The following is a 15,459-nucleotide window of genomic DNA, read 5'->3' as shown; positions in this document are numbered from 1 at the left end:
AAACATCATGACTGCCACCATCACTCGCCGCGCCGATGTCGCGACGGTGCCGACGCCGATCGGGCCGTTCACGGCCATCGTCGATATCGACGGCGCGGTGCTCGCCTCGGGCTGGACCGGCGATCCGACCGAGCTGACTCGCGTCGTCCACTCCTCGTTGCGCCCCACCGAACTGCGCCTGCGGGACTCCCTCGGCGAGGTCACCCGGGCGGTGATCGACTATCACGCAGGCGATCTGACCGTGATCGACGCGATCCCGGTGCGTCAGCACTCGGGTGAATTCCTCACCCACGCTTGGGAAATCCTGCGCAAGGTGCCCGCGGGTGAGCCGGTCACCTATACCGAGTTCGCCGGGCTGTCCGGCAGGCCCGCCGCGACCCGGGCTGCCGCGAACGCGTGTGCGCGTAATGCGGCGGCGCTGTTCGTGCCGTGCCACCGGGTGTTGCGGATCGGTGGTCAGCTGGGCGGGTTCCGGTGGGGGCTCGATGCGAAGCGGTGGTTGCTCGCGCACGAGGGTTGAGGGTTGCCATAGATCAGGCCAGTATCCGGCGATTGGCTCTTTCATGAGGTCCAGTGGGACCGGATGCTGAGACGCATGCTCACTCGTCGCCTGCTCGCGCTCTACACCGGTCTGTGGTTGTACGGGACGTCGATGGCGGTGATGATCCGGGCCGGGCTCGGGCTCGATCCGTGGGACGTCTTCCACCAGGGTGTCGCCGCGCACGTGCCGCTGAGTTTCGGCGCGGTGACCGCGGTGACCGGCCTCGCCGTGCTGCTCGCGTGGATTCCGTTGCGGCAGAGACCGGGGCTCGGCACGGTCAGCAATGTGGTCGTGATCGCGATCGCGGTCGACGCCGGCCTGTGGCTGATCCCGGCGGCCGAGGCCCTGTGGGTCCGGGTGCTGGCGATGGTCGTCGCGGTGATCGTGAATGCCGCCGCGACCGTCCTCTACATCGGTGCGGGCATGGGTCCAGGACCCCGCGATGGACTGATGACTGGACTGGTCGCCCGCACCGGCTGGCCGGTCTGGTCCGTCCGCACCGGCATCGAGGCCACGGTGCTGATCACCGGCTGGCTGCTCGGCGGCAGCGTGGGAATCGGCACCCTGGTCTACGCCTTCGGCATCGGGCCACTGATCCAGGTGATGATTCCGTACGTCGACGGGTGGTTGCCCGGGTTCGCCCCCAAGCCGCAACCACAGCCGATCGCCGCGTAACCTCGGCCGCTAACGGCCGAGGAGCTGGTCGGTCAGTGCGCCGGTGACCCATTCCTGCCACTCCCGCGCCGACCACCCCCGCTCGCCGACCAGGAGCCGGTAGGTCTCCGGCGCGGTGAGCGCGAGTGCGATATCGGCACCGCGTTCCACCGAAATACCCTCTCGCAGGTCGGTTTTCGCCGCCAGCTCGGTAACGAGCCGCTGCTGTACGGTCAGCCGCTGGGTGAGATTGGTCTGCCAGATCTCGGCCAGTTCCGGATCGGTGGCGGCGGCGGAGCGCACCACCTCGAGCATGGCCGCGACCCTGGCGTGGATCCGCGCCGCCGCGGCCACCTGCAGCCGGATCTGCTCGGCGGGCGGCGCGGCGAGCGCCTCGGCGAACCACGGGCGGTCCATCGTCGCGATCGGTTCGGCGTCGCCCGCGATCTCGGTGTCGAGCAACTCGAGCAGGATCGCGCGCTTGGTGGCGAAGGTGAAGTACAGCGTCTGCACCGCCATCCCCGCCCGCTCGGCGATGGCTTTCATCGTGGTTGCCGCGTATCCACGGTCGATGAACAACTCCTTGGCCGCGGCAAGCATCCGGGCGCGATTGGCGATGGTCTTGGCCGCGCGGACCCCGGCGGTGCGTTCCGTCATGCCTTCGATCCTACTTGACTAGAGCTTCACTACAGTGAAATTCTCGCTAGAGTATTGCTCTAGCGAGAGGTTCGGTCATGCCGGGTTCCCTTCTGTCGCCGCGCGAGCGGTTGATCCTGCTGCTCATCACCACCGTCGAACTCGTCGTCTTCCTCGACACGACGGTGCTCAATGTGGCGCTACCGACCATCGGCACCGATCTCGGCCTGACCGAGTCCGGGCTCGGCTGGGTGACCAACGCCTATCTGCTCGCCTTCGGCGGCTGCCTGCTGCTCGGCGGCCGCACCACCGATCTGCTCGGCGCGCGGCGCATGTTCACGCTCGGGCTCTGCTTGTTCACGCTGGCCTCGGGACTGGCCGGGCTGGCGCCGTCGGCCGCGGTGCTCATCGCCGCCCGCGCCGCGCAGGGGGTCGGCGCCGCACTGCTCATTCCGGCCCAGCTCGCGCTGCTCACCGCCGTTTTCACCACACCGGCCGCCCGCAACCGGGCGTTCGGGACGTGGAGTGCCATGGGCGCGGCGGGCGCCGCCCTCGGCACCGCGCTCGGCGGACCACTCACCGATGTCTTCGGCTGGCCGTCGATCTTCCTGATCAACGTGCCCGTCGGGGTACTCGCGCTCGCCGGAATCCGGTTGCTGCCCAGCGACACTCAACGTGCGGCAACGGCCCTACGGCAGCTCGATCTGCCCGGCGCGGTCACCGGCACCGTGTCGTTGCTGCTGATCGGCTACGGGATCGGCGCACTGGGCGCCCCCGAACAGGGTGTGCGTCCGATCGTCTTGCTCGGCGCCGGCGTCGCGCTGCTGGCGGTGTTCGTGCTGATGCAGTTGCGGAGCCCGCATCCGTTGATGCCGGTGTCGATGTTCGGTGTGCGGCAGGTGAGCGGGTCCGCGGTGGTCAACTTCCTGGTCGGGGCCGCGCATGTGCCGGTGTTCGCGCTGCTCGCCCTGTATCTGCAGCACACGCAGCACTACAGCCCCACGCTGTCCGGGCTCGCGGTGCTGCCGGTCGCGGTGGTCAATATCGTCGTGTCGCGTACGGTCCTGCCCGCGATGCTCGACCGGATCGGCGCCCGGTGGGTGCTGGCGGCGGGGCTCGGGCTGCAGGCGCTGGCCATGCTGTTGTTCGCCCGAATGCCCGAGCACGCGGGCTACGTCGTCGATGTGCTGCCGGGGGCGATTCTGCTCGGCATCGGACTGCCCGCGGCGTTCGTGGGGGTCACCCAGCCCGCCGTCACCGCGGTCGGGCCGAAGGAGGCGGGCACCGCGGCCGGGATCGTGAACACGGCGGGCCGGATCGGGTCCGGGATCGGTGTCACGGCACTGTTGCTGCTGGCCCAGAAGGTGACCGAATCGTCGGCGGCCGCACCCGGCGTCGCCTACCGCACGGGTCTGGCCATGGCGTTCCTCGCCGCGGCCGGACTGGCGGCGGCGGGCTCGGTGCTCGCCGTCGCGATGCTGCGGGACACCGGTTCAGGCGACGGTGGCCTCCAGCCGGGAACCGGAGCGGCCACGGACGACGTGGAGCCTGCTGGGAATCCGCTGCCGCATCTCGTCGACGTGGCTGACGACGCCGACGACGCGACCGCCCGCGCGTAGTTCGTCGAGCACGCCCATCACCGCATCGAGGGTGTCGGCGTCCAGGCTGCCGAATCCCTCATCGATGAAGAGCGTGTCCAGGACGAGACCACCCGATTCGGCGGCGACCACATCGGCCAGACCCAAGGCGAGAGCCAGTGAGGCCATGAAGGTTTCGCCGCCGGAGAGGGTCTTCGCGGAGCGGATCGCGCCGGTGTAGTCGTCGCGGACGTCGAGGCCGAGGCCGCCGCGTTTACCGCGCGGTCCCGCCTTGTCGGAGTGGACGAATTCGTAGCGGCCGCCGGACATCCGGCGCAGCCGCAGCGACCCCGCCACCGCGACTTCCTCGAGGCGCGCGGCAAGCACATAGGAGCGCAACGACATCCGGCGATTGTTCGCACCACGCCCCGCGACCACCTCGGCCAGCGTGGCCAGTTCGTCGAATTCCCGCTGCCTCGGCGCGATCCGCTCGACCTCACCCCACAGCTGGGTACCGAGCTGTTCCAGCTGCGCGACCCGCTCCGCCGCCGCCGACTGCGTGGCGACCACCGCGGTCAGCGCGCGCTGGGCTTCGGCGAAGCGCTGTTCCAGCGCGGTCAGATCACCGGGGACCTGTTCGGCGACCGCCTGGATCTGCGGTTCGGCCAGCACCGCGTCGGCATGGGCCCTGGCCCGGTCGGCGGCGGTGAGTTCGGCCTCGATGGCCGACTGTTGCTGCGCGGTACGGGCGACGGCGGTGACGACCTGGGCGTAGGCCGTGAGGAGTGCGACGTCGTCGCGCGGTGGTGCCGGTTCGGTCTCCGGCTCCGGTTGGTCGTCGTCCGGGTCGTCGTCGAAAAGGTCGAACAGCGTGGGCATGTCGGGCGCTGAGACGGCGCGTGCTCCGGTGCCTTCGTCGGATACGGGAGCATCCGCTTTCCCGTCGGGGGGCGTGACGAGAGATTTCGGGAGGTGGGGCTCCTCTAATCCTTCGGGCACGAAACCGGCTGCGCGGGCGAGGTTTTCCACGCGGGTGGCGATCTGCCGGACGGCGTCGCGGGCAGCCGATTCCTCGATGCGGGCGGCGCGCAGCGCGGTGGCGGCGGTGATGAGGGATTCGAGGCGGGTGGTGCGGGCGTCGACGGAGTCGTCGGCGCCCGCGGCGGTGCGCAGGCGGAGGGTGAGTTCGTCGAGGCGGGTGCGGGTGGCCGCGATGGTGGCGGTGACCGTGCCGAGGCGGGCGTCGAGGTCGCGGGACTGCTCGTGCAGGGCTGTTTCCTCGGCGCGCAGGGTGTCGAGGCGGGTGGTGAATGCGGCGACGCGATCGGCGGTGTCGGCGGCGTCGTCGAAGCGGTGGGTGGCGGTGCGGACGCCGTCGGCCAGGGCGACCGGGTCGGCATCGCCGCCGCGCGCGGTCAGTGCCTCGATCTCGCGTTCGATGACGCCGATGCGCTCGGCGATCCGGTCGCGGGCCGCTTCGGCCGCCTGCTCGGCAGCGGTGGCGGCATCCTCGGCATCCTTGGACACCGCGTCGTCGGTCGGGCGCGCGGGTTCGGGGTGCTCGGCGGACCCGCACACCGCGCACGGCGCGCCGACGGCCAGCGCACCCGCGAGCTCGGCGGCCATGCCTGCCAGGCGGCGCGAGCGCAGATCGAGTACGCGCTCCCTGGCATCGAGATGGTTTCGCCGCGCGGTATCGAACTCGGCCCGCGCCCGATCCAAAGCCGGTCGCTGCTTGGCCAATTCGACGGCAGCGGCTGCGGATTCCTGCCACTTGCCGAGTTCGGTGCGCAGTCCGGGCAGTGCGGCGGCCGCATCGGTCGCCTCCCGCAACTGCTCCCCCGCCCCGGCGAGCACGGCGGGCAACTCGACGCGCCGCTGCGCGAATTCGCCTGCCCGCCGGGCCAGGCGGACGGCTTCGGCTTCGTGCGCGGCGAGGTCGGCGGTGAGCTGCTCGGCGATCTCGGCATCGGCCCGCACCTCGCCGAGCACACCGAGCAGGCCGTTCCACTGACTCACCGCCCCGTCGAGATCACCCTCGACATCCCGAACCCGCGTCGGCTGCCCGCCCGACCCAGTGGCCGAAACATCAAGGTCCGCATCAGCATCGGTCGGATCGTCGAGCACAACGGTCAGCTGGTCGACGCCCGCGATGTCGGCGGCCGCCTCGGCTCCCAGCTGGACGGCCAATTCGCCGGCGACAGTGTGGGTCGCCGCCTCGGCGCGGCGCAGCGCGCGGACCGCGGCGCGTGCCTCGTCGATGGCGTGAACCACCGGCTCGGCCCGGCGGGCTTGTTCCAGTTCGCGTTCCAGCTCGGCACGGCGGGGGGCGGTCGCGGTGTAGGTCGCCAGTTCCTCGCGGGCCGTCGCCATCCGGGCGTGCAGCCCGGCGACGCGGCGCTGTTCCTCGGCCTCGGTGCGCGCTTCGGCCGATTCCTTGTGGCGCAGTTCGGCATTCGTATTGGCCTCGGCCAGCTCGGTGCGGGCCGCCGCCAGCAGATCTTGCGACCAGCTGACCGCGTCGAGGACGCCGACCGACTCCGAACCGCTGTAGCCGGCGGCCATACCGACCTTGATGATGAGCCGGTCGATGCCCTGCTTGCGGGTGTCGAGGTCGGCCTCGGACGCACGGCGGCGATCTGCGAGCCACTGTTCGGCGGTGCCGAATCGCTGGGTGTCGAAGAGCTTTTCGAGCAGCTTCTCGCGATCTTCGTTCTCGGCGCGCAGGAAGCGGGCGAAGTCGCCCTGAGGGAGGAGCACGACCTGGAAGAACTGGTCGGCGCTCATGCCGAGCAGGCGCAGCACCTCGTCACCGATATCAGTGAACCCGGACAGGTTCTCGCCCGAGCGGTCGAGCCATTCCAGGGTGCCCTTGGCCTTGACCTCTGTGAGTTTCGTGCTGTCTCTGCGACTCGGCCGTTCGAAGGCGGGACTACGGGTAAGACGAAGATGCCGACCACCCAGCGTGGCTTCGAGCGTGACTTTCGGCGGTGTCTGCGGGTCGGCGTGATCGGAATGCAGCCGCTTGCTGTCACCCCTCGCGCCGGGCACGCGCCCATACAGCGCGAAAGCGATCGCGTCGAGCACGGTGGTCTTGCCCGCGCCGGTGTGCCCGTGCAGCAGGAACACTCCGTCGGCGCCGAGCGCGTCGAAGTCGACGACGGTGCTGTCGGCGAACGGACCGAAGGCGACCATCTCGAGTCGATGCAGTCTCATGCCGCACCACCGGCTACCGCACCGGACACGGCATCGAAGCGCCGAAGGTCAGCTCCACAGCGCGGAAGGCTCACGCGGACACGTCCATGGCATCCGCGCCATCGATATCCCGTTCCGATTCGACACGCCCCGAATCGATTTCACGCACTGCCGCCGCCAAGGCTCGCTCCACCCACACCATCTCCCCCTTGCTCGGTTCCCCACGCACGTCGGTCAGGAAACTCGCCGCCACCTCGACATCGCGGCGGCCGTGCACCCGCTCGCGGTAATGCAACTCCGGATTGCCCTCGGGGCGATCCCATTCCACGTGCACCGCGTGTGGGAAACGCTCGCGCAGCTTACGCATCGGATCGACCGGCCTGGCGCTGTCGGTGAGGGTGGCCGAGACGTAATGCTGTTCGGCGTCGGCGAATTCGGCGTCGGCGAGCAAGGCATCGAGCGTGCCGGAGAGTCTGCTGAGCCCGCGCACCAGCGGTAGATCGTGGCGGTGCACCGCCGCCAGACCGTCGGCGTCGAGGTCGACGATCCAGACCGCCTTGCGGTGGGAGTTCTCGGCGAACGAGTACGGCAGCGGAGAACCGCTGTAGCGCACCGATTCCGAGAGGGTCTGCGGCGAATGCAGGTGGCCCAGCGCCACATAGTCGATCCCGTCGAACGCCGACATCGACACCGTCTCGACACCGCCCACCGAGATCGACCGCTCCGAACCCGTCGCCTCCCCGCCGACGACGAACGCGTGCGCGAGCACCACCGTGCGCGTGCCCGGCCTGCCGTCCAGATCGCCGCGAATACGCCCCATCGCCGCATCGAGGATCTCCGCGTGCGACCGCGCCTGCGGCACACCCAGTTCGGCGCGGGTGATCTCCGGCTCCAGATACGGGATGCCGTAGAAGGCGACCTCGCCGTGCGCGTCGGCGAGCAGCACCGGCCGATCGGCGTCGGACACCCGGGTGCACAGGTGCAGCCCGCCCGCCGCCGCGAAGCTGGCGCCCGCACCGAGCCGGGCGGGGGAATCATGGTTACCCGAGGTCGCCACGATCAGCGCGCCCGCGGCCCTGATCGCCTCGAAACCGCGGTTACAGACCGCGATGGCATCGGCATTCGGAATGGACCGGTCGTAGACATCCCCCGGCACCACGACCACATCGACGGACTCGGCCGCGACCAGTTCCGCGATCGATGCCAGCACCCGCGCCTGGTCGGCTAACAGGTCGACACCGTGGAAGGTGCGCCCGATGTGCCAGTCGGAGGTGTGCAGGATCCGCATGCCGCGAAACTTAGGCCACACCCCCGACAGAATTCAATCGGCGCACTACACGCGTGTAATTCATCGGCGTGGCGCGCGGCGAGTCACCACGCCGGGTTGCTCGGCGATTGCGAGTTTGTCGGTGGGCTCGGGCACTATCGCCGCTATGACCGCCTCGATGCTCGTCGCGCTCGTCTTGGTATTCGCTGCCGGGTTCGGTCTCGGCTGGTTGGGGCATTCCGCCCGGGGCGGGCAACGCGCCGTCGCGGCGGAGGCCAGGCTCGCCGCCGCCGGGGACAGTCAACGGTTGCTGCAGCAATCGCTGCACGCGGCGAACGAGGATGCGGCGCGCAGGCATTCGGCCGCGATCGGGGCGATGGTCGATCCGCTGCGTGCTGCCGTCGGCGCGTTGGAGCAGCAGATCCGCCAGGTCGAGCATCACCGGATCGACGCGTACTCGGGATTGCGGGAGCAGGTCGCCGGGATGCAGCGCACCTCGCATCGGCTCTCCGATCAGACCGGTCAGCTGGTCGCGGCGCTGCGCGCGCCGCAGGTCCGCGGTCGCTGGGGCGAGATCCAGCTGGAACGGGTCGTCGAGCTGGCGGGTATGACCAGGCACTGTGATTTCGACACCCAGGTCCACCGCGCCGGTGGCGACGATCGCGCCGGAGTGCGGCCCGACCTGGTGGTGCGGCTGGCAGGCGGCAGGCACATCGTCGTCGACGCGAAGGTGCCGTTCACGGCCTATCTCGACGCCGCGACCACCGACGACCCCGCCGCGCGCGACCAGTTGCTGGCCCGCCACGCCAAGCATCTGCGCGCCCATGTCGACCAGCTGGCCGACAAGGCGTACTGGATGGCCTTCGATCCGGCGCCAGAGTTCGTCGTCCTGTTCGTGCCCGGCGATCCGTTCCTCGACGCCGCCCTCACCACCGATGCCGGACTCCTGGAGTACGCGTTCGGCAGGAACGTGATCCTGGCAACCCCCACTACGCTGATCGCGCTCCTGCGCACCGTCGCGTTCAGCTGGCGGCAGGAAGCGCTGTCACGCGATATGGCAACGGTGCAGCAATTGGGCAAGGAGCTCTACACGCGGGTCGGCAAGGTTGCCGAACATCTGGACAATCTGGGCGTGAATCTCGGTAAGGCAGTAGCGGCTTTCAACGCGACCGTCGGGTCCGTGGAGTCCCGGGTGATGGTCACGGCGCGCCGGATGCACGACCTCGGGATCGCCGATCAGGAGCTCCCGGCAATCCGGCTGACCGAGACCAGACCGCGGGTCGTCGCCTTCGCCGACGCCGAGGATCGCCGCTGAGATCCCCGTGCCGCAGCGCCTGAGGGCGCATTGTGCGGTTAGTGTCATAGGGTGGCTGCTTCCCAACGTGCGCGACCCCGGGTGCCCGCGCCGCAACGTTCGATCATGCCCTCGGTGCCCGGCATCCCCGCCTGGGCCGCGATTCTGCTTGCCGCGGGCACGACGATGTTCGGGTTCCTGATCGACGGGCTCGGGGGCGAGACCTACCCGACCGGTACGTTCTCGGCGCTGTATGTGCTCGGCTGCGTGCTCGCCGTCTGCGCCGTGCGGTTCCGCGGCCTGTTCTCCACCATGGTGATGCCGCCGCTGCTGCTGTTCGTCGCGGTGCCGCTGGCCTGCCAGATGCTGGGTGGGCGCGAAACCACCTCCATCAAAGACGTGCTGATGAACCTGATCATCCCGCTGGTGGAGCGCTTCCCGACGATGATGCTGGCCACCGTGCTGGTGCTGGCGATCGGCGGCGCCCGGATCGCGATCGCCAAGCGTGCCCCCGCCACCGCGCGGCCCGCCACCGAACGCCGGACCGAACGCAAAACCGAAGCCAAGCCGGTCAAGCGGCGCAGGCCGGAAACACTCGACGAGGCGAGCCGTGGCAGGCGCACCCGCCGCGCCACCGCCGTCCTGGACGACCCGGTCACCGAAGTCGACATGGCCAGCCCGGCCCGCCGCGCCCCGCGCGCGACCGACCCCAAGCGCGCCCCCGCCGCCGCCAGGACACCGCGAGCGGGCCGTGGCGCCGCACCGCGTGAGGCCGAGCCCGCGCGCACGCCGCGCCGACGGGACCCACAGCCGCACCCACAGCCGACCGTGCGCTACCGCGACCGCGCCGACACCGGCCGCACCGAACGGCGCCGACCCGACAACGTGTAGGAAAACGAAGAATCCCCGCCGCGATCACGCGACGGGGATTCCTTCTTTATGGGTTCTGTCAGTCCCGCGGCGCCGCATCGCGACGCGCGGCGCGCAGCTCACGCGGCAGCGAGAACACCAGCGTCTCGTTGGCCGTCGTCACCGGCTGCACCTCGCCGAAGCCGTGCTCGGCGAGCAGGTCGAGCACACCGGTCACCAGGATCTCCGGCACCGACGCACCCGAGGTGATGCCGATCGTCCGCACCCCGTCGAGCCAGGCGAGGTCGACTTCGCGGGCGTAGTCGACCAGGTACGCGGCACGCGCGCCCGCGCCGAGGGCGACCTCGACCAGCCGCACCGAGTTGGAGGAGTTGCGCGAGCCGACCACGATCACCAGATCGCATTCGGGCGCCATCGCCTTGACCGCGGTCTGACGGTTGGAGGTGGCGTAGCAGATGTCGTCGCTGGGCGGATCCTGCAGCGTGGGGAACCGCTCGCGCAGCCGCTGGACCGTCTCCATGGTCTCGTCGACCGACAGCGTGGTCTGCGACAGCCAGATCACCTTCGACGGGTCGCGCACGGAGACCTTGTCCACCGAGTCGGGGCCGTCGACGAGCTGCACGTGCTCGGGCGCCTCACCGGCGGTGCCCTCGACCTCCTCGTGGCCTTCGTGGCCGATCAGCAGGATGTCGTAGTCGTCGCGGGCGAAGCGCTTGGCTTCCTGGTGCACCTTGGTGACCAGCGGGCAGGTCGCGTCGATGGTGCGCAGGTTCCGTTCGGCGGCGGTCTCGTGCACGATCGGCGCGACACCGTGAGCGGAGAACACGACCAGCGCGCCCTCCGGCACCTCGTCGGTCTCGTCGACGAAGATGACGCCGCGCTCACGTAGCGTCTCCACCACGTGCCGGTTGTGCACGATCTCCTTGCGGACGTAGATCGGGGCGCCGTGCTTCTCCAGCGCCTTCTCCACGGTCTCGACGGCGCGGTCGACGCCTGCGCAGTAGCCGCGCGGCTCCGCCAGCAGCACGCGCTTGCCACCGGCAGTGGACGCGCCCGCGGAGCGCGTGATACCGACGTTCAAGGGAATTGCCGAGGTCATGATCCACAGCTTACGTGCGTCGCGCGGGCGGGATCAGGGCGGATCGGGGGGCGAAAGTCACATCCGGGCAGCCTGGACCTTTGCATCACAGGCGGTTTGCGGCAGGCTGGGACCATGTTCCGTCCTCCGTTCGTGGCCAGGGTCGCCGCCGGTGCCGCCGTGTACGCCTTAGAAGAGACCCGGCGGTTACCCGTCGCCGCGGTCAATTTCCCGATCACCGCGCTCAGTCGCGTGCTGCAGACGACCATGCACGTGCAGCAGTTCGTCACCAGCCTCGCGCTCAAGGGTGACCTGGTGTTCGAACGTCTAGGTTCGACTCCGCAGGAGCAGCCGGAGTGGGCCACCTTCGACGAGGACATCGCGCCCGAGCCCGCGGTCGCCACCAACGGCCACGCCAGCCGCTTCGACCTGTACACCGAGGAGCTCCCGGCCGAGCAGGCCAACGGCAAGGCCGCGCCCGCGTCGCTGCTGCTGCTCGAGACCGAGGCCGAGGCCGTCGAGCCCGCCGAGGAGCCCGCCGCCGGGCCGGAGTCCGAGGAGGTGGCAGCCCCCGAGGTCGCCGTCCGCTACGACTACCCGGCGATGACGCTGGCCCAGCTGCGCGCCCGGCTGCGCATGCTGACCGTCGAGGAGCTCGCGCAGCTGCTGGCCTTCGAGCAGCAGACCCGCGCCCGCGCTCCCTTCGTCACCATGCTGACCAACCGCATCGCGACGGTGCAGGCGCAGTAGAGGCTCTCCCTCCGACTTCGATGCGGCCGCAATCCGCGCCACCGGCGCCGGTTGCGGCCGCTTTTGTTTGTGTCGGTAGCGCCGCGTATACCTAACCTATGACTGAGGACAGCTCCGGCACTCCCGCGCAGGCAGGCGCACCGGGCAGTTCGGCGGAGCAGCCGTGGCCGGTGCGTTCGGTCGCGGTGAAGGTCGCGCAGTGGATCGACCGGCTCGGCAGTGTGTGGGTGGAGGGGCAGGTCACCCAGATCAATCTGCGGCCCGGCACGCGCACCGCGTTCCTGGTGCTGCGCGATACCTCGGCGGATATGTCGCTGTCGGTGACGTGTGATCCGGAGTTGTTGCGGCGCAGTCCCGTTCCGCTGACCGAGGGCAGCCGGGTCGTGGTCTACGGCAAGCTGCAGTTCTTCACCGGGCGCGGCACGCTGTCGCTGCGGGTCACCGAGATCCGGCCCGTCGGCATCGGCGAACTCCTCGCGCGGATCGAGCGGTTGAAGGCGCTGCTGGCGGCGGAAGGACTGTTCGATCCGCGACTCAAGCGGCCACTGCCGTTCCTGCCCGGCACCGTCGGGCTGATCACCGGACGGGCCAGCGCCGCCGAACGCGATGTATTGACCGTCGCCCAGAACCGTTGGCCCGCAGTCCGTTTCGTCGTGAAGAACACCGCGGTGCAGGGACCGACAGCCGTGTCGCAGATGCTGGACGCGCTGGCCGTGCTCGATCGCGACCCCGCCGTCGACGTGATCGTGCTCGCCCGTGGCGGCGGCAGTACCGAAGACCTGCTGCCGTTCTCCGACGAGGCGCTGTGCCGGGCCATCGCCGCCGCGACCACCCCGATCGTCAGCGCGATCGGCCACGAACCCGACGCGCCGCTGAGTGATCTCGTCGCCGACGTGCGCGCCGCGACACCCACCGACGCCGCCAAACGCATCGTCCCCGACGCCGCCGCCGAACTCGCCGGTGTGCGCGAGATGCGGGCCCGCTCGGCCGCCGCGCTGCGCGGCTGGGTGCAGCGCGAGACCCACATCATCGCCCAGTTGCGCTCACGCCCCGTCCTCGCCGATCCGCTGCGCGAACTGCGACACCGCCACGACGAGGTGGAGCGGCTGCGCCTGGCGGCCCGCCGCACGGTCGAGCAGACACTGCGCACCGAATCCACCGCGGCCGCGCACTTACGCGAGAAGCTCACCGCCGTCGGTCCCGCCGCGACGCTGGCCCGTGGCTACGCTGTCGTGCAGCGCGTCGCCGGACCGGAACGTCACGTGGTCCGCGCGATCTCCGACGCCCCAGCGGGCAGCCAGCTCCGCATCCGCGTCGCCGACGGCGCCGTCACCGCCGCCGCGCTCGGCACCCAGCGCCTGACACCCGCCACCGACGACAAGGGGAAATGACCGTGCCCGACGCCGGAACCGAGCCCGCCGACACCCTCGCCGAGATCGCCGCCTTCGGCTACGAACGCGCCCGCGACGAACTGGTCAACGTGGTCAAGATGCTCGAGCAGGGCGGCCTCGACCTCGACGACTCGCTCGCCCTCTGGGAACGCGGCGAGGCACTGGCCACCCGCTGCGAGCAGCATCTGGCCGGTGCGCGCAAGCGCGTGGAGGATGCCATCGCGTCACACGCCGACGACGCGGGCGAGTAGGTCCATCGGTCGGCTGGACCCACCACATCCAGCCGGTGAGCTGGGGCTAGGCCGAGGCAACCGGCATTCAGCCTACGGAGCTCACTTCGACAGCGGCTGCGCGGTGGTGACAGCCCGTGCCAGCGTGGTGAACGCGGCCTCGTTGCCCGCGCCGGTGATCAGCACCCGAACACCGCCCAGGTCGGCGATCCAGGCCGATTCCTCGGTCGGCTCGGCGTAGACGACCCACTTCTGCCCGTCCACGTCCTGCGTTCCGGTGGCGTAGCGCGAGCCGAGCACGTGCCTGGCCAGCGCTTCTTCGGAAGCCGAGCTCTGCGAGAGCCGCATGTAGGTGCCCTGCGGGGTCAGATAGCCGACGGTGCTCACCGGGCCGCCGCCCGCCACGACGATGGTTTCACGGCTGCCCGAGTTCGACACCCAGTCCTGCGGGAGCTCCGGGTTGCGGATCGGGAACGGCAGCGACTTGGCATCGGAGCGCAGCGCCGAGTCGGCGTCGAAATGCGGCACCTGACCTTGCGTCGGGCCGTTCGTGGCCACCGTGCACTGGCTCGCGGCGCCCGCCAGCACGATCGCGATCAGCACCAACGGGATCAGCGACCAGAACAGGTCGCGATAGTCGTTGAAGATCCGGTGCTTCTGCTGGGCCACGGCTACCAGTATCCACTCGCCGCCGACCAGGGCTGTCAGCGGGCGTCCGAGGAGGTGGTGCACGACCGTGCCAGTTCTGAATGCGACAATTGCCCCCGTACACCAACGCCAAGGAGGCACTCCGCAATGACGGCATCATCGCCCGCCCCCAGCCGCCGCGAGGCACCCGACCGCAACCTCGCACTCGAGCTGGTCCGCGTCACCGAGGCAGGCGCGATGGCAGCGGGCCGCTGGGTCGGCCGCGGAGACAAGGAAGGCGGCGACGGCGCGGCCGTCGACGCCATGCGCCAGCTGGTCAGCTCCGTCTCCATGCGCGGCGTCGTCGTCATCGGCGAAGGCGAGAAGGACGAAGCGCCGATGCTGTACAACGGCGAAGCGGTCGGCGACGGTACGGGCCCCGAGGTCGACTTCGCCGTCGACCCGATCGACGGCACCACGCTGATGTCGAAGGGCTCCCCCGGCGCCATCGCGGTGCTCGCGGTCGCCGAGCGCGGCGCCATGTTCGACCCGTCCGCCGTGTTCTACATGCACAAGATCGCCGTCGGCCCCGACGCCGCGGGCTCGATCGACATCACCGCCCCGATCGGCGAGAACATCCGCCGCGTCGCCAAGGCCAAGAAGTCCTCGGTCTCCGACCTCACCGTCTGCATCCTGGACCGCCCGCGCCACGCCGAGATCATCCAGCAGACCCGCGACGCGGGCGCCCGCATCCGCCTGATCTCCGACGGTGACGTCGCAGGCGCCATCGCCGCCGCGCGCCCCGAGTCCGGCGTCGACATCCTCGTCGGCATCGGCGGCACCCCCGAGGGCATCATCGCCGCCGCCGCACTGCGCTGCCTCGGCGGCGAACTGCAGGGCATGCTCGCCCCCAAGGACGACGAAGAGCGCCAGAAGGCCATCGACGCGGGCCACGACCTGGACCGCGTCCTGTCCACCACCGACCTGGTCGCAGGCGAGAACGTCTTCTTCTGCGCCACCGGCGTCACCGACGGCGACCTCCTGCGCGGCGTCCGCTACTTCGGCGGCGGCGCCTCCACCCAGTCGATCGTCATGCGCTCCAAGTCCGGCACCGTCCGCATGATCGACGCCTACCACCGCCTCACCAAGCTCCGCGAGTACTCCTCCGTCGACTTCGACGGCGACGACAGCGCGAACCCGCCACTGCCGTGATGCGTTGGGCCGCGCGCCCTTGGCGCGCGGCCTGACCACACAGCGGTTCACTGCTGTGGCTCCCACAGCATCCGGGGCGGGCGGGGCAACGGGCATGTCTGCAGCCGAGATCGATTCCGAGCGGTTGCGTTCGGAGA

General features: G+C 70.2%; 13 protein-coding genes and 1 pseudogene. 9 read left to right on the top strand and 5 right to left on the bottom strand.

What is annotated here, in order from left to right; genetic code table 11:
• The first annotated feature begins 7 nt into the window (after positions 1–7).
• Together ACWF82_RS08410 and yczE are read left to right on the top strand one after the other, a co-directional pair.
• On the top strand, positions 8–520 hold the full coding sequence (locus ACWF82_RS08410; protein WP_452499302.1) for a methylated-DNA--[protein]-cysteine S-methyltransferase: 513 nt from the start codon (positions 8–10) through the stop codon (positions 518–520).
• Positions 521–595: 75 nt separating this feature from the next.
• Complete coding sequence (gene yczE / locus ACWF82_RS08405) at positions 596–1,216, top strand: membrane protein YczE (protein WP_452499300.1); 621 nt, start codon at positions 596–598, stop codon at positions 1,214–1,216.
• Between the two features lie 9 nt (positions 1,217–1,225).
• On the opposite strand, the gene ACWF82_RS08400 is transcribed toward yczE, so the two are convergent.
• Positions 1,226–1,852 carry a helix-turn-helix domain-containing protein gene (locus tag ACWF82_RS08400; RefSeq protein ID WP_452499298.1) on the bottom strand — a complete coding sequence of 209 codons (627 nt, stop codon included), beginning with the start codon at positions 1,850–1,852 and terminating at the stop codon, positions 1,226–1,228.
• A gap of 77 nt (positions 1,853–1,929) precedes the next feature.
• On the opposite strand from ACWF82_RS08400, the pseudogene ACWF82_RS08395 reads away from it, so the two are divergent.
• Positions 1,930–3,153: pseudogene (locus tag ACWF82_RS08395) on the top strand (MFS transporter); the annotation flags it as partial.
• Between the two features lie 171 nt (positions 3,154–3,324).
• Here the strand turns inward: ACWF82_RS08395 and ACWF82_RS08390 are convergent.
• Both ACWF82_RS08390 and ACWF82_RS08385 read right to left on the bottom strand, forming a co-directional pair.
• On the bottom strand, positions 3,325–6,624 hold the full coding sequence (locus tag ACWF82_RS08390) for an AAA family ATPase (protein ID WP_452499296.1): 3,300 nt from the start codon (positions 6,622–6,624) through the stop codon (positions 3,325–3,327).
• 70 nt (positions 6,625–6,694) lie between these two features.
• Positions 6,695–7,891: an exonuclease SbcCD subunit D gene (locus ACWF82_RS08385; protein ID WP_452499294.1), complete on the bottom strand. Its 1,197-nt coding sequence runs from the start codon at positions 7,889–7,891 to the stop codon at positions 6,695–6,697.
• A 145-nt stretch (positions 7,892–8,036) separates the two neighbouring features.
• On the opposite strand from ACWF82_RS08385, the gene ACWF82_RS08380 reads away from it, so the two are divergent.
• Together ACWF82_RS08380 and ACWF82_RS08375 are read left to right on the top strand one after the other, a co-directional pair.
• A complete protein-coding gene (locus ACWF82_RS08380; protein WP_452499292.1) occupies positions 8,037–9,185 on the top strand; it encodes a DNA recombination protein RmuC in 1,149 nt (382 codons plus the stop codon).
• A 51-nt stretch (positions 9,186–9,236) separates the two neighbouring features.
• Positions 9,237–10,055, top strand: a complete 819-nt coding sequence (locus ACWF82_RS08375) for a DUF6542 domain-containing protein (RefSeq protein ID WP_452499290.1) — start codon at positions 9,237–9,239, stop codon at positions 10,053–10,055.
• A 58-nt stretch (positions 10,056–10,113) separates the two neighbouring features.
• Here the strand turns inward: ACWF82_RS08375 and ACWF82_RS08370 are convergent, their stop codons facing one another.
• The gene (locus ACWF82_RS08370; RefSeq protein ID WP_452499288.1) at positions 10,114–11,133 is read right to left on the bottom strand and encodes a 4-hydroxy-3-methylbut-2-enyl diphosphate reductase; all 1,020 of its coding nucleotides are present in this window, start codon (positions 11,131–11,133) and stop codon (positions 10,114–10,116) included.
• Positions 11,134–11,247: 114 nt separating this feature from the next.
• Between ACWF82_RS08370 and ACWF82_RS08365 the strand changes: the two genes are divergently transcribed.
• From ACWF82_RS08365 to ACWF82_RS08355, 3 genes are all read left to right on the top strand, one after another.
• Positions 11,248–11,862: a lipid droplet-associated protein gene (locus ACWF82_RS08365; protein ID WP_452499286.1), complete on the top strand. Its 615-nt coding sequence runs from the start codon at positions 11,248–11,250 to the stop codon at positions 11,860–11,862.
• A 98-nt stretch (positions 11,863–11,960) separates the two neighbouring features.
• Positions 11,961–13,253: an exodeoxyribonuclease VII large subunit gene (xseA, locus tag ACWF82_RS08360; RefSeq protein ID WP_452499284.1), complete on the top strand. Its 1,293-nt coding sequence runs from the start codon at positions 11,961–11,963 to the stop codon at positions 13,251–13,253.
• Entirely contained in the window at positions 13,250–13,504 is a 255-nt protein-coding gene (locus ACWF82_RS08355; RefSeq protein WP_452499283.1) for an exodeoxyribonuclease VII small subunit, read from the top strand. Before xseA ends, ACWF82_RS08355 begins: the two co-directional genes overlap by 4 nt.
• An 81-nt stretch (positions 13,505–13,585) precedes the next feature.
• Here ACWF82_RS08355 and ACWF82_RS08350 read toward each other — a convergent pair whose 3' ends face one another.
• Complete coding sequence (locus tag ACWF82_RS08350; protein WP_452499282.1) at positions 13,586–14,152, bottom strand: DUF4245 domain-containing protein; 567 nt, start codon at positions 14,150–14,152, stop codon at positions 13,586–13,588.
• 126 nt (positions 14,153–14,278) lie between these two features.
• Between ACWF82_RS08350 and glpX the strand changes: the two genes are divergently transcribed.
• Positions 14,279–15,322: a class II fructose-bisphosphatase gene (gene glpX / locus ACWF82_RS08345; RefSeq protein ID WP_452499280.1), complete on the top strand. Its 1,044-nt coding sequence runs from the start codon at positions 14,279–14,281 to the stop codon at positions 15,320–15,322.
• The last annotated feature ends 137 nt before the right edge of the window (positions 15,323–15,459 follow it).

The organism is Nocardia sp. NPDC055053, from assembly GCF_053608285.1.
The sequence above is the reverse complement of the archived record's forward strand: the minus strand, read 5'-3'. Positions and strand labels throughout refer to the sequence as shown.